Annotated in this window: 15 protein-coding genes; 9 read left to right on the top strand and 6 right to left on the bottom strand. The window is 64.0% G+C overall.

Annotation, left to right across the window (positions count from 1 at the left end):
* Positions 1-165: 165 nt before the first annotated feature.
* Entirely contained in the window at positions 166-507 is a 342-nt protein-coding gene (locus AACY13_RS11380) for an FKBP-type peptidyl-prolyl cis-trans isomerase (RefSeq protein ID WP_339461557.1), read from the bottom strand.
* 48 nt (positions 508-555) lie between these two features.
* A complete protein-coding gene (locus AACY13_RS11375; protein WP_339461555.1) occupies positions 556-1,068 on the bottom strand; it encodes a MarR family winged helix-turn-helix transcriptional regulator in 513 nt (170 codons plus the stop codon).
* A gap of 82 nt (positions 1,069-1,150) precedes the next feature.
* Between AACY13_RS11375 and AACY13_RS11370 the strand changes: the two genes are divergently transcribed.
* Positions 1,151-2,089 (top strand): EamA family transporter, encoded by a 939-nt coding sequence (locus AACY13_RS11370; protein WP_339461553.1) that lies wholly within the window; start codon positions 1,151-1,153, stop codon positions 2,087-2,089.
* A 32-nt stretch (positions 2,090-2,121) separates the two neighbouring features.
* Positions 2,122-3,135, top strand: a complete 1,014-nt coding sequence (locus tag AACY13_RS11365; RefSeq protein ID WP_339461551.1) for a DUF4917 family protein — start codon at positions 2,122-2,124, stop codon at positions 3,133-3,135.
* A 3-nt stretch (positions 3,136-3,138) separates the two neighbouring features.
* Here AACY13_RS11365 and AACY13_RS11360 read toward each other — a convergent pair whose 3' ends face one another.
* The 3 genes from AACY13_RS11360 to AACY13_RS11350 form a co-directional block, all read right to left on the bottom strand.
* Complete coding sequence (locus AACY13_RS11360) at positions 3,139-3,441, bottom strand: ribbon-helix-helix domain-containing protein (RefSeq protein ID WP_339461549.1); 303 nt, start codon at positions 3,439-3,441, stop codon at positions 3,139-3,141.
* A 45-nt stretch (positions 3,442-3,486) separates the two neighbouring features.
* Complete coding sequence (locus tag AACY13_RS11355; RefSeq protein WP_339461548.1) at positions 3,487-4,068, bottom strand: DJ-1/PfpI family protein; 582 nt, start codon at positions 4,066-4,068, stop codon at positions 3,487-3,489.
* Positions 4,069-4,251: 183 nt separating this feature from the next.
* Positions 4,252-4,665, bottom strand: a complete 414-nt coding sequence (locus AACY13_RS11350) for a hypothetical protein (protein WP_339461547.1) — start codon at positions 4,663-4,665, stop codon at positions 4,252-4,254.
* A 212-nt stretch (positions 4,666-4,877) separates the two neighbouring features.
* Here AACY13_RS11350 and AACY13_RS11345 point away from each other — a divergent pair, with 212 nt between their 5' ends.
* Genes AACY13_RS11345 through AACY13_RS11315 form a run of 7 tightly spaced genes read left to right on the top strand, consistent with a single transcriptional unit; the run spans position 4,878 to position 11,322 of the window.
* Positions 4,878-5,567, top strand: a complete 690-nt coding sequence (locus AACY13_RS11345) for a thermostable hemolysin (RefSeq protein ID WP_339461546.1) — start codon at positions 4,878-4,880, stop codon at positions 5,565-5,567.
* Positions 5,551-7,035, top strand: coding sequence for an AMP-binding protein (locus AACY13_RS11340; RefSeq protein WP_339461545.1), 1,485 nt, complete (start codon positions 5,551-5,553; stop codon positions 7,033-7,035). Before AACY13_RS11345 ends, AACY13_RS11340 begins: the two co-directional genes overlap by 17 nt.
* On the top strand, positions 7,035-7,700 hold the full coding sequence (locus AACY13_RS11335) for a TenA family transcriptional regulator (RefSeq protein WP_339461544.1): 666 nt from the start codon (positions 7,035-7,037) through the stop codon (positions 7,698-7,700). The genes AACY13_RS11340 and AACY13_RS11335 overlap by 1 nt, the downstream gene beginning before the upstream one ends.
* The gene (locus AACY13_RS11330; RefSeq protein ID WP_339461543.1) at positions 7,697-8,488 is read left to right on the top strand and encodes an SDR family oxidoreductase; all 792 of its coding nucleotides are present in this window, start codon (positions 7,697-7,699) and stop codon (positions 8,486-8,488) included. Before AACY13_RS11335 ends, AACY13_RS11330 begins: the two co-directional genes overlap by 4 nt.
* Before the next feature lie 13 nt (positions 8,489-8,501).
* Positions 8,502-9,152, top strand: coding sequence for a hypothetical protein (locus AACY13_RS11325; RefSeq protein WP_339461541.1), 651 nt, complete (start codon positions 8,502-8,504; stop codon positions 9,150-9,152).
* 44 nt (positions 9,153-9,196) lie between these two features.
* Entirely contained in the window at positions 9,197-9,856 is a 660-nt protein-coding gene (locus AACY13_RS11320) for a response regulator transcription factor (RefSeq protein WP_339461539.1), read from the top strand.
* Positions 9,856-11,322: an ATP-binding protein gene (locus tag AACY13_RS11315; protein WP_339461537.1), complete on the top strand. Its 1,467-nt coding sequence runs from the start codon at positions 9,856-9,858 to the stop codon at positions 11,320-11,322. The genes AACY13_RS11320 and AACY13_RS11315 overlap by 1 nt, the downstream gene beginning before the upstream one ends.
* A gap of 42 nt (positions 11,323-11,364) precedes the next feature.
* Here the strand turns inward: AACY13_RS11315 and AACY13_RS11310 are convergent, their stop codons facing one another.
* On the bottom strand, positions 11,365-12,141 hold the full coding sequence (locus AACY13_RS11310; RefSeq protein WP_339461535.1) for an FCD domain-containing protein: 777 nt from the start codon (positions 12,139-12,141) through the stop codon (positions 11,365-11,367).
* Positions 12,142-12,356: the final 215 nt, after the last annotated feature.

Below are 12,356 nucleotides of genomic sequence, written 5' to 3'. Positions count from 1 at the left end.
GCCTGATCGTAACGGGATGCAGCTTGATCGGCTATGACGCAAGGCACCTTAAAAACGACCACTATTGGCCGCGCCCTTCACCTCTTCCAGCCCGTAGGATGGGTTGAGCGCAGCTATAGCCATCACTCGACTCGCGCCCAAAACCAGCCAATGCACTAACTGCAGCTACTCATCCCTGGTCAGCACTTCCAGCAGCTCGATTTCGAAGATCAGGTTGGAGTTGGGCTTGATATGGGCCCCGAACTCGCGGTCGCCATAACCCAGGTGCGCGGGGACGAAGAGCTTGCGCTTGCCGCCGACGCGCATGCCCATCATGCCGATATCCCAGCCCTTGATCACCCGGCCGCTACCGATCACGCACTGGAAGGGCTTGCCGCGATCGTAGGAGGAGTCGAACTTGACGCCGTTCTCCAGAAAGCCGTTGTACTGGGTGGTGATCAGGGCACCCTTGACCACTTCCTTGCCGTCACCCAGTTGAATATCTTCGATCACCAATTCGTTGCTCATCACTCACCTCTTCTTGTCCCCCACCGACCTGCGACGGGTTGTTGAATATTACTCGCTAGCCGGTTCCAGCACCGCCAGCAGCTCGGACAACCGCGCCTCCAGCTGCGCCAGCTCGGTGGCGGCAATCGGAGCCAGCAGCCGCGCCTCATTGGCGACATGCGCGGTTACCGCGCGGTCGATCAACTCCAGCCCGGCCGGGGTCAGCTGCACCAGCATGCTGCGCGCGTCGCTGGGGTTGGCTATACGACTGACCAGTCCAGAGGCTTCAAGTTGCTGCAACTGCCGGGTCATGGTGCCGGAGGTGACCATCAGGGTCGAGAATAGGGTAGTCGGAGCCAGACGAAAGGGCTCGCCGGAACGGCGCAAGGTAGCCAGCACATCGAACTCCCAGGACGTCAGGCCAAAGCTGCCGAACAGCTTGTCCAGCTCACGCCGCAGCAGCGCCGCGCAGCGCCCAAGACGGCCGATCACCCCCATCGGGCTGACATCCAGATCAGGCCGCTCGCGGTGCCACTGCTGAAGAATTGCATCGACCGCATCCATCTGTCGCTGGACTGTCATTGGTGTACCCCGGGAAATTTATCTTGAATCCAAGACAAGCTGCTATTAGCCTCGCATTTTATCTTGAATGCGAGACAAGTGCATGGACCGCTCACCTTCGCCTAGCACCTGGCTGGATGTGTTGATCACCGCCCTGGCACCGGCCATCTGGGGTTCGACCTATATCGTCACCACCGAGATCCTGCCGCCGGACCGGCCCTTTACCGCCGCACTGCTGCGCGCCCTGCCCGCCGGCCTGCTGTTGGTGCTGTACAGCCGCTACCTGCCCCGGCGCAGCGAGTGGCCGCGTTTGCTGGTGCTGGCAGCGCTGAATATCGGCTTCTTTCAGGCGCTGCTGTTTGTCGCCGCCTACCGCTTGCCGGGCGGGTTGGCGGCGGTGGTCGGGGCCATTCAACCGCTGCTGGTGATGGGGTTGGTGTGGTCGATGGATCGCCAGCGGCCGGCGTCACTGGCGGTCGCCGCCAGTGTGGTCGGTATCGCCGGCATGGCCGCCCTGCTGTTGGCACCGGGAGCCAGCTGGGACCCGATCGGCATTGCCGCCGCCTTTGTCGGCACCGCCTGCATGGCCAGCGGCACCTACCTGACGCGGCGCTGGCGGCCGACCGTGCCGCTGCTGGCCTTTACCGGCTGGCAGTTGCTGATTGGCGGGGTATTTCTGCTGCCGGTGGCCTGGCTGATCGACCCGCCGCTGCCTCAGCTAAGCCCGCTGCAGTGGCTGGGTTATACCTACCTGTCGCTGTTCGGCGCGCTGCTGGCCTATGTGCTGTGGTTTCGCGGCATCGCCCGCCTGGCACCGGTAGCGGTGTCTTCCCTGTCGTTGCTTAGCCCGCTGGTGGCGGTGCTGCTGGGCTGGGCATTGCTCGGGCAGAGCATCACCGGCGTGGCGCTGCTGGGGTTGCTTGCGGTACTGGGCAGCATCCTGGCGGTGCAATGGGCCGCGGCGTCAGCCCAGGCGAAAAGCACCGCAGCCGCACCAACCAAGCCGGCAGCCGCCGCGCCCCATGCTAAAGTCGCGCCCTGAGCAACCACGGCAAAGGGCGACAACTAGCGATTATGCAAATCCCGGCATTTACTGGCGAACTGGAAGACTGGAGCACCCTGAACAGCAGCATCGGTTTTCCCGAGCTGCTGATCGGCAATGGCGCGAGCCTGGCGGTATGGCGCAAGTTCGCCTACTTCTCGCTGTTCGACGAGGCCCAGACCACGCGCAATCGCCCGCTTAGCGCGACCGAGCTCAGCGTGTTCCGCGCCCTGGATACCAGCAACTTCGAACAGGTGCTCAGCGCCCTGAAGAGCAGCATCCGGGTCAATGCCGCGCTGACCATCAACTCGTCGTCGCCGCGCCATCGCTACTTCGCCATCAAGGAAGCGCTGATCCACGCCGTGCGCGCGGTGCATATTCCCTGGAGCCAGATGCAGGCCGCCAGCCTGGCCCGCATCAACAGCGCGCTCAGCCAGTACCAGACGGTCTACTCCGGCAATTACGACCTGCTCAACTACTGGGCCATCATGCAGGCCCCCGAGGCGTTTGAAGACCTGTTCCGCGGCGCGGACTCGACCTTCGCCCCCGGCGACTGCCAGCGCCAGGGCAACGCCACGCGCATGCTCTACCTGCACGGCGGCATGCACCTGGTGAAGAACATCGACGGCAGCACGCGCATGCTCAACTCATCGGAAAGCACCCTGCTGGCCAGTTTCGCCATCAACCAGCTGGGCGATATCCCGCTGTTCGTCAACGAAGGCAGCAGCGCGGACAAGCTCAAGGCCATCCGCAACTCCGACTACCTGTCGTTCTGCTACAGCCAGCTGGCGCAGCCCAAGGACAGGCTGTGCATCTTCGGCCACAGCCTGGCGGCGCAGGATCAGCATTTGCTCCAGGCCTTGCAGCAGGCCGGGCTGAAGACCCTGGCCATCTCGATCTACCCGCACAACCCGGCGTTTATCGCGCAGCAGAAGCAGCACTACGCCAGCCTGTTCGCCGAGCAGCAGGTGGCGCTGCGCTTCTACGATGCCCTGAGCCACCCGCTGGGTGATCCCGAGTTGCGCAGCGCAGCTACAGCACAGTAGCGCTCAGGACTGAATCGCCCGTACCCGGCTTAACTCGGCCGGCGCACGGCGCTGGCTGAGGTAGCGGGTGCAGCTGACGCGCAGAAAAGACGCGAAGTTCACCACCTCGCCACGGTAGTCCATGACCTCGTCATACAGCTTGGCGATCAGCTGATTGGTGGTCATGCCATCGGCTTCGGCGATCTCGCGCAGGATGTCCCAGAACTGGTTCTCCAGGCGCAGGGTGGTGACCACGCCACGAATGCGCAGCGAGCGGGCACGGGATTCATAGAGAATCGGATCGGCTTTGACATACAGCTCGCACATGGCGGTCACCTCCCTGAACGCTGGGGCCTTGCTCGCCCCAGGAATTTATAGACTGATCTGCGTCCCCAGCAGGCCGAGGAATGCCGCCAGCCAGTTGGGATGCGCCGGCCAGGCCGGGGCGGTAACCAGATTGCCCTGGACATGGGCCTGATCCACGGCGATATCCATATAGCGCCCACCCGCCAGGGTTACTTCCGGGCCGCAGGCCGGGTAGGCGCTGCATTCACGCCCCTTTAGCACGCCTGCGGCGGCCAGCAACTGCGCACCGTGGCAGACCGCCGCAATCGGCTTGCCGGCCTTGTCGAAGGCCTGCACCAGCGCCAGCACCTCAGCGTTCAGACGCAGATACTCGGGGGCGCGGCCACCGGGAATCAGCAGGGCGTCGTAATCTTCGGCCTTGACCTGAGCGAAGTCGAAGTTGAGGGCGAAGTTGTGCCCGGGCTTCTCGCTATAGGTCTGCTCGCCTTCGAAATCGTGGATGGCGGTGCGCACACTCTGCCCGGCGGTCTTGTCCGGACACACCGCATGCACCTGGTGACCGACCATCAGCAGTGCCTGAAACGGCACCATCACTTCGTAGTCTTCGACGTAGTCGCCGACCAGCATCAGGATCTTCTTCGCGGCCATGTGCCTGCTCCCTTTCTGAGTTGAGAAGCACAGAGTGTTGTTCAGATCAGCCTGAGACGGGTAATAACCCGGTACTACAGGGCAAGCGACAGATAAACGGTCGCAATGGGTAGGGTGCGCCGTGCGCACCGATACAGGCTGCGGGCTCCTGGTGCGCGCGGCGCACCCTACAACGGCGGGCTCCTATTCCAGCACCTCTTCATCACGCAGCAGTACATAGGTGCAACCGCTGTCGTCTTCCAGGTAGTCGTGCACATAGAACATCACGACTTCACCCAGGCCGGGCTGGGCGGCCACGTAATCACCGATGTCCACGGTGAAATGGTCCGTGGAGCCCGGCTTGGCTTCGCATTCGATACGCGCATTGATAAACAGCTCGGGCGCGCTTTCGCCGAAATAGTCTTCGCGCTCCGCCGCATCCCAATCGGCCGGGGCCTCGAACGGGCCGCAGAACAGCACCTTGGCATCGCCCAGATCCACTTCCTCGGCTTCCGGGTCCTGCTCATCGGCGCGATAGACCGTGCAGTCCTGCGCTTCAGGGTTTTCCAGGATGGCCAGACGGGCCGCCAGTTGTTGCTCAGTATCCATAGGGGGCATAGCTATCTCCGAGCGTTTTGGCGTTTAAGGTCAGGGCAAATCCAGCCGGCAGTCTGTCTGTCGGCACGGCTTTGCAGGCTATGGGCTGTTGCGGTTGCAGCGCAAGCAATGAAATGCGCGCGGCCGCACCGAGCAGAATATTTTGCGACTTAATTTAGCGTTAAGCCTGACAGCAGAGACTCGCACCCAAGTTCTCAGATGAGGTTCCTGTCATGGAGCTGCCTTGGGTGTATCACGACACTGCACTTGCACAGATCGGCCGCGAGCAGCCGCTCAGCCTCTATCTGGCCAACGCCACCAGCCCGCGCCGTACGGGGATTGAAGCCTTTATCGGTGAGCGCTTCGCTGCTCAGCATCAGGCGCGTATCCGCCATTTCATGCCCTGCCTGCTCAGCCTGGAAGACAGCGCCGGGCAACTGCTCGGCGCGGTGGGTTTGCGCAGCGCTGTCAGTGGCCCGCTGTTTCTTGAGCGCTACCTGGCGCAACCGGCCGAACAGGTGATTGCTGCGCAGCAGGTAGCCAATGCGCCGCAGCGTACGCAGTTGGTGGAGGTCGGCAACCTGGCCGCCGGCAGCCCTGGCGCAGCGCGCCTGCTGATCGTCGCACTGACCGACCTGCTGGTGGCGCTGGGTTACCGCTGGGTGTGCTTCACCGGCACCCTGGCCTTGCTCAACAGCTTTCAGCGCCTGGGCCTGACGCCTCTGCCCCTTGGCCCGGCCAGCCTTGACTGCATGGGTGATGAACAGGCGGATTGGGGCACCTACTACGACAACCAGCCCCAGGTGATGGCCGGCGATATCTACGCCGGGCATCAGCGCCTGCTGCAGCTGGGTGCGTATCCGCGCCTGGCCCACCAAGCTTTCTACGCACTGGAGGACATGCCTGATGTGGCCTGCCGCTGAATCACTCTTCAACCGCCTGACTGCCCATGGCGACGCCATTGCCTTGCGCGAAGGCGAGCGACAGCTGAGCTACGCCCAGTTGTTGAACGAGGTCGAACAACGCGGCACGCAACTGCAGCAGCTTGGTGCGCGGCGTGTCGCCCTGGCCCTGGATAACGGTATCGATTGGGTGCTCTGGGACCTGGCCACTCTGCATGCCGGGCTGGTCTGCGTGCCCGTACCGGGGTTCTTTTCCAGCAGCCAGCAGGCCCATGTGCTGGACAGCGCCGGCATCGACTGCCTGATCGGCCCGGAAAATACGCTGTACAGCGCGCTGGGTTTCAGTGCGAGCGCAGCAGCCAGCGAAGCCGGTGTGCTGCAACGGCCGCGAGCGGTGGTCAGCGAATTACCCGTCGGCACCTGCAAGATCACCTACACCTCAGGCACCACCGGCCAGCCCAAGGGCGTGTGCCTGGATATCGCCACACAACTGGCGGTGGCGCAGAGCCTGGTTCAGGCCAGCGCCAGCTGCCGGGTCGAGCGCCATCTGTGCGTGCTGCCGCTGGCCACCCTGCTGGAGAATATCGCCGGGGTTTATGCCCCGCTGCTGGCCGGCGCGCAGATCGAGCTGATGCCGATGGCGCAGATTGGCCTGCTAGGTGCCAGCCAGTTCGACCTGCCGCGTTTTCTCGGTGCACTGGCCCAGGTGCAACCCAATAGCCTGATTCTGCTGCCGCAGTTGCTGCTGGCGTTGGTCAGCGCGGCCGAACGCGGCCTGCCAGTGCCGAACAGTCTGCGCTTTATCGCCGTTGGCGGTGGCCGTGTGGCCAGCCAATTGCTGCAACGCGCCGATGTTCTCGGGCTACCGGTATTCGAGGGCTATGGTCTGTCGGAATGCGCCTCGGTGGTGTGCCTGAATACTCCGGAAAACCGCCGAATCGGCACCGTCGGCCAGCCCCTGCCGCACCTGCAGGTACGCCTGGGGGCGGATGGGGAGGTAGAGGTCAAAGGTCCGCGCCTATTGGACTATCTGGGCGAGCCGTCCACCACCGAGGAATGGCTGGGCACGGGCGATCTGGGGCATTTCGACGGCAAATTCCTTGTTCTGCACGGGCGCAAGAAACACCAGTTCATCACCGCCTACGGTCGCAACGTCAATCCGGAATGGGTCGAGGCCGAGCTGGTGCAGCAACTGCCGATTGCCCAGGCCTGGCTGCATGGCGAAGCCCTGCCGGGCAATGTCGCGGTGCTGGTGCCGCGCCTCCCCAACACCAGCGATGAACAACTGGCCGCTGCCGTCGCCGCCGCCAACCAAGCCCTGCCCGACTACGCCCGCGTGCACCACTGGCTGCGCGCCGCACAGCCCTTCAGCAGCAGCAACGAGCTGGCCACCAGCAATGGTCGCCTGCGCCGTAACGCCCTGCTCAACCACTACCAAAGTGCCATCGCGCAACTGATGGCCAGTGAATCCTGCTACGGAGATGCCTGATGAGCTTTTACGAGTCCCTGCTCGAACAAACCAGCGCTGAACGCCATTACCTGCTCAGTGCGCCGATCATTGCCCAGGCCATGGCCGGCACCGTCAGCCTCAACAGCTACATCGCCTTTCTCACCGAGGCCTATCACCACGTCAAACACACCGTGCCCTTGCTGATGGCCTGCGGCTCGCGCCTGCCGGAGCGCCTGGAATGGCTGCGCGACGCCATTGCCGAGTACATCGACGAGGAAAAAGGCCACCAGGAGTGGGTCCTCAACGACATTGCCGCCTGCGGTGCGGACAAGGAAGCTGTGCGCAACGGCCTGCCGCATATGTCGACCGAATTGATGGTCAGCTACGTCTACGACCGCATCGCCCGGCACAACCCGGTGAGCTTCTTCGGCATGGTCAACGTGCTGGAAGGCACCAGCATTGCCCTGGCCACCCAGGTGGCCGGGGTGATTCAGGACAAGTTGCAACTGCCGAACCAGGCCTTCAGTTACCTGAGTTCCCACGGCAGCCTCGACCTGGAACATATCGAGCTGCTCAAGGGCCTGATGAACCGCCTGGACAACGACGACGACAAAACCGCCGTGGTGCACACCGCCAAGGTGGTCTACCGCCTGTACGGCGATATATTCCGCAGCCTGCCGCTTAGCACCCAGGAGCCGCAATGAAACTGTCTGAATGCCGCGCCGTGATCACCGGTGCCAGCGGCGGCATCGGCCAGGCGCTGCTCAAAGCCTTGCTGGCCGAAGGCGCACAGCTGCTACTGGTTGGCCGCCAAACCGAGGCCTTGCAGGCGCTGGCCCAGGCGCACCCCGGCAAAGTCGCCGTGGTGGCGGCCGATATCCGCCAACGCAGTGGCCGCGAGGCGGTACTCGCCGCGGCGCAACGCTTCGGCGGCATCAATACCCTGATCAATGCCGCCGGGGTCAATCACTTCGGCCTGCTGGAACAGCATGACGAAAGTGCCATCGGCGAACTGATCGAACTCAACGTCACCGCCACCCTGCAACTGACCCATCGCCTGCTGCCGCTGCTGCGTCAGCAAAAGCGCGCGCTGCTGGTCAACCTCGGCTCGACCTTCGGCTCCATCGGCTACCCGGGTTTCAGCGCCTACTGCGCCAGCAAGTTCGCCCTGCGCGGGTTCTCCGAAGCGCTGCGCCGCGAGCTGGCCGACACCCAGGTGAAGGTCCTCTACTTCGCCCCGCGCGCTACACGCACCAGCATGAACGCCGCCAGCGTGGTGGCGATGAATGACGCGCTGAACGTGGCCATGGACGACCCGCACAGCGTGGCCCGGCAGTTGCTGGCCGCCATCCGCCGCGAAGAGGAGGAACGCTACCTGGGCTGGCCGGAGAAACTCTTCGTGCGCCTCAACAGCCTGCTGCCGCGCCTGGTTGACCAGGCCCTGCGCAAACAACTGCCGATTATCCAGCGCTTTGCCCGCAGCAAACCCTAAGAGGACCACCCGCATGAACCTTATCCGTAACGCCGCCTGCGCCCTGCTCTGCCTTGCCAGCCTGCCCAGCTTCGCCCTCAGCGAACAGGGCCAGGCGCAACTGCAAAAGCTGCAAGAACGCTGGGCCGAGATCAATTACCAACTGCCCAAGGAGCAACGCGAAAAGGCCTTCGCCAGCCTTAGCCAGCAGGCACAAAAAGCCGTTGCCGCCGAGCCGAACGCCGCCGAGTTGCAGATCTGGCACGGCATCATCCTCAGCACCTACGCCGGGGCCAAGGGCGGCCTGGGTGCCCTCGGCCTGGTCAAGCAGGCCAAAGCCAGCCTGGAACAGGGCCTGGCCCTGGACCCGCAAGCGCTGTCCGGCTCGGCCTACACCAGCCTCGGCAGCCTCTACTACCAGGTGCCCGGCTGGCCGCTGGGCTTTGGCGATGACGACAAGGCCGAGGCCATGCTCAAACAGGCGCTGGCGATCAACCCCGGCGGCATCGACCCCAACTACTTCTATGGCGATTACCTGGCCCGCGCCAAACGCTTCGAAGAGGCCAAGGCCGCCTTGGAAAAGGCTCTGCAAGCGCCAGCGCGGCCCAATCGTCTGTCCGCCGACGCCGGCCGTAAAGAGGAAATTCAAGCGTTGCTGGCCAAGGTCACCGCAGAATTGGAGTAGTCTCGCCGGTGCGAGCTTGAATAGGAAAAACCGGGAATCTCTGCATGCGCATTCTGCTGGTCGAAGACGACAAAGCCCTGGGTGAAGGTATTCGCACCGCCCTCAAGCCCGAGGGTTACACCGTCGACTGGGTGGAGGATGGCAACAGTGCCCTGCATGCCCTGACCAGCGAGAGTTTCGAGCTTGCGATCCTCGACCTCGGCCTGCCGCGCATGGACGGCCTGCAGGTGCTCAAGCACCTGCGCGCCGCCGCCAACCCGGTGCCGGTACTGGTACTGACCGCCCGCGACTCCACCAGCGACCGCATCGCCGGCCTGGATGCCGGAGCCGACGATTACCTGGTCAAACCCTTCGACGTCGCCGAACTCAAGGCGCGCCTGCGTGCCCTGCTGCGGCGCAGTTTCAACCGCCCGCAACCGGCGCTGGAATACCGCGGCATCAGCCTGGATCCAGTCAGTCAGTCCGTCAGTTATCAGGGCCAGGCGGTCAATTTGCCGCGCAAGGAGTTTCTCCTGCTGCATGAGCTGCTGGCCCAGCCGGGCCGGGTAATGACCCGCGACAAGCTACAGCAGGCGCTTTACGGCTGGGATGAGGAGCCCGAGAGCAACGCCCTGGAGGTGCATGTGCACCACCTGCGCAAGAAGTTCTTTGCCGAGCTGATCCGCACCGTGCGCGGCGTCGGCTACCTGGTGGATAAAGTCTGATGCGCTCGATCCGTGCACGCACCCTGCTGCTGGTACTCAGCTTGCTCAGCCTGTCGATGAGCGCGATTTCCTACAAGAGCTACCGCGATGCCCAACATGAGATCGAAGAGCTCTTCGATGCCCAGCTGGCGCAATCCGCCCGCCTGCTCCAGGGCATGCTCGGCCGCGACATGCCGGCGGCGCAACGCCAGGCCCTGCAAAGTGCCCTCGACCTGGCCCTGCAGGCCCGCCATAACCCCCAGGATAGAGCCCTGAGCACTGGCCATGCCTACGAGGGCAAGCTGGCTTTCCAGGTGCTCGACGAACGCGGTCAAATGCTCCTGCAATCGGCCAGCGCCCCACCCGGTTTGTTGCCGCAACTGGTCGCCGAGCGCCAACCCAACGCCGGAGCCGCGCCGCCGCAGAAGGTCGATGCAACGCTGGCAAACCTGGCCGAACAGCTCAGCGGCTATCACCGGGTGGCGCTGGACGGCCATCAGTGGCGACTGTTTATCCTGCGTGATCGGCAGAACCAACACCTGATTCTGGTGGCCGAGCGCGAAGACGTGCGCGGCGAGCTGGTGGACAAGATCACCCTGCGCAGCCTGCTGCCCGATCTGGTGGGCCTACCGCTGCTGGCCTTGCTGGTGTGGCTGGCGATTGGCTGGGGCCTGCGCCCACTGCAGCGCATGGCCGAGTCGATCAAGGCGCGCGCACCGGACAACCTTGCGCCGCTGATGTTCGGCCCGCTCCCCCATGAGCTGGAGCCCATGGGCGCAGCGATCAACCGCCTGCTGCTGCAGGTCAACCAGCTGCTCGATCAGGAAAAACGCTTTATCGCCGACGCCGCCCACGAGCTGCGCACACCGCTGGCGGTGCTGCGCATCCACGCCCAGAACGCCCTGGAAGCCCCCGACCCAGAAGACCGCCGCGAAGCCCTGCGCCAACTTGGCGTGGGCGTGGACCGCGCCACCCGAGTGGTCGCCCAGCTGCTGACCCTGGCGCGCCTGGACCCCGACGTGGTGCAACTGGCGATGCGCGAAATAAACCTGCTCGACTACCTGCGCAACGACCTGGCCGAGCTGACGCCACTGGCCCTGAAGCGCCACCAGGAGCTCAGCCTGGAAGCCGATGAGGCGGCGGATTATCAACTGCTGGCCGATGGCCCGAGCCTGGGCACCCTGCTGCAGAACCTGGTCGGCAATGCCGTGCAGTACACCCCGGACGGTGGACGCATTCAGGTGCTGCTGGAGGCCCAGGCGGATGCCATCGTGCTGCGCGTGCAGGACAGCGGCCCGGGCGTGAGCGAGGCGCAGCGGGAAAGACTCTTCGAGCGTTTCTATCGGCTTGGCGACGGCCAGGGTGCAGGGCTGGGCCTGTCCATCGTGCGGCGGGTGGTGGAACTGCACCGCGGCACTATTGAGCTGGGCGAATCGCCCCTGGGCGGCCTCGACGTCTGCGTGCGCCTGCCGAGAAACCGGGCCTGATCGCCAGCAAGACGGCTCCTACAACATACCTTGCGGAGCTGTTTAGCGCGGTGCGTTGATACCCCGGCGCTGCGCCCGCTCTTCGCGGCGCGCCTGTTGCTGCACTTCGGCCAGCACTTCCTGCACATAGTCGATATGCCGATTGGACAGCGCCCGGGCGTCTTCGGCACGGCCGTCGATAATCGCCTGGTAGAGGGTGCGGTGCTGTTCGATCAGCATGTCGCGGGTCTCGTCACGCTGGGCGTACATGCCGCCGATATTGGTCACCACGTTGCGCTTGAGCAGGTCGAACAGGCCGCGAATGGTGTGCAGCAGCACGGCGTTGTGGCTGGCCTCGGCGATGGCCAGATGGAAGTTGGCATCGGCGGCCCCCTCTTCGGCGCGGGTGACCTTGCCGCTGCGGCTGTAGCAGTCCTGCAGCGCGGCGAAGGCGTCCGCCAGGCCCTGGCGATCCAGTTCGGTGGCGCGCTGGGCGGCATAGAAGGCGCAGGAGCCTTCCAGGGTATGGCGAAATTCGAGCAAATCGCGCTGGGCGTCCGGATTGTTTTCCAGCAGGTGCAGCAGCGGATCGCTAAAGGTCGAGCCGAGTGAGTCGGCGACATAGTTGCCGCCGCCCTGACGGCTGACCAGCAGGCCCCTGGCCGCCAGCTTCTGGATCGCCTCACGCAGGGACGGCCGCGACACGCCGAACTGCTCGGCCAACACCCGCTCGGCCGGCAGGCGCTCACCGGCCCTGAGCGTCCCCTCGAGAATCATGGTCTCCAGCTGGCTGACGATATCGTCCGACAAACGGCGCTGGCGCACATGGCCTACTTCCATAACCCACACTCCACTGGTTTTACCACCTATCTACAGCCTTTCCAGAGGCCTTTACGCAAGCCTATAGCGCCGCCCCAAGCCATACAAGGCGCAGTTGTTCGACCAAAGTAGCAGCTCAGATGATTGACAGCCGCGCATCTGCACTTTTACCCTGAGCACGCCACCTTGTAAATTGGTATTACCAATTTACTTCGGTAAAAACAATTCCAAGAAAA

Source organism: Pseudomonas sp. EA_105y_Pfl2_R69, assembly GCF_963970915.1.
Lineage (GTDB): Bacteria > Pseudomonadota > Gammaproteobacteria > Pseudomonadales > Pseudomonadaceae > Aquipseudomonas.
This window is presented reverse-complemented; position numbering and strand designations above follow the sequence as displayed.

Bases quoted from the DNA above. Each gene is read 5' to 3' on its own strand.
- AACY13_RS11380 (WP_339461557.1), bottom strand. From the start codon at position 507: ATGAGCAACGAATTGGTGATCGAAGATATTCAACTGGGTGACGGCAAG.
- AACY13_RS11375 (WP_339461555.1), bottom strand. From the start codon at position 1,068: ATGACAGTCCAGCGACAGATGGATGCGGTCGATGCAATTCTTCAGCAG.
- AACY13_RS11370 (WP_339461553.1), top strand. From the start codon at position 1,151: ATGGACCGCTCACCTTCGCCTAGCACCTGGCTGGATGTGTTGATCACC.
- AACY13_RS11365 (WP_339461551.1), top strand. From the start codon at position 2,122: ATGCAAATCCCGGCATTTACTGGCGAACTGGAAGACTGGAGCACCCTG.
- AACY13_RS11360 (WP_339461549.1), bottom strand. From the start codon at position 3,441: ATGTGCGAGCTGTATGTCAAAGCCGATCCGATTCTCTATGAATCCCGT.
- AACY13_RS11355 (WP_339461548.1), bottom strand. From the start codon at position 4,068: ATGGCCGCGAAGAAGATCCTGATGCTGGTCGGCGACTACGTCGAAGAC.
- AACY13_RS11350 (WP_339461547.1), bottom strand. From the start codon at position 4,665: ATGCCCCCTATGGATACTGAGCAACAACTGGCGGCCCGTCTGGCCATC.
- AACY13_RS11345 (WP_339461546.1), top strand. From the start codon at position 4,878: ATGGAGCTGCCTTGGGTGTATCACGACACTGCACTTGCACAGATCGGC.
- AACY13_RS11340 (WP_339461545.1), top strand. From the start codon at position 5,551: ATGTGGCCTGCCGCTGAATCACTCTTCAACCGCCTGACTGCCCATGGC.
- AACY13_RS11335 (WP_339461544.1), top strand. From the start codon at position 7,035: ATGAGCTTTTACGAGTCCCTGCTCGAACAAACCAGCGCTGAACGCCAT.
- AACY13_RS11330 (WP_339461543.1), top strand. From the start codon at position 7,697: ATGAAACTGTCTGAATGCCGCGCCGTGATCACCGGTGCCAGCGGCGGC.
- AACY13_RS11325 (WP_339461541.1), top strand. From the start codon at position 8,502: ATGAACCTTATCCGTAACGCCGCCTGCGCCCTGCTCTGCCTTGCCAGC.
- AACY13_RS11320 (WP_339461539.1), top strand. From the start codon at position 9,197: ATGCGCATTCTGCTGGTCGAAGACGACAAAGCCCTGGGTGAAGGTATT.
- AACY13_RS11315 (WP_339461537.1), top strand. From the start codon at position 9,856: ATGCGCTCGATCCGTGCACGCACCCTGCTGCTGGTACTCAGCTTGCTC.
- AACY13_RS11310 (WP_339461535.1), bottom strand. From the start codon at position 12,141: ATGGAAGTAGGCCATGTGCGCCAGCGCCGTTTGTCGGACGATATCGTC.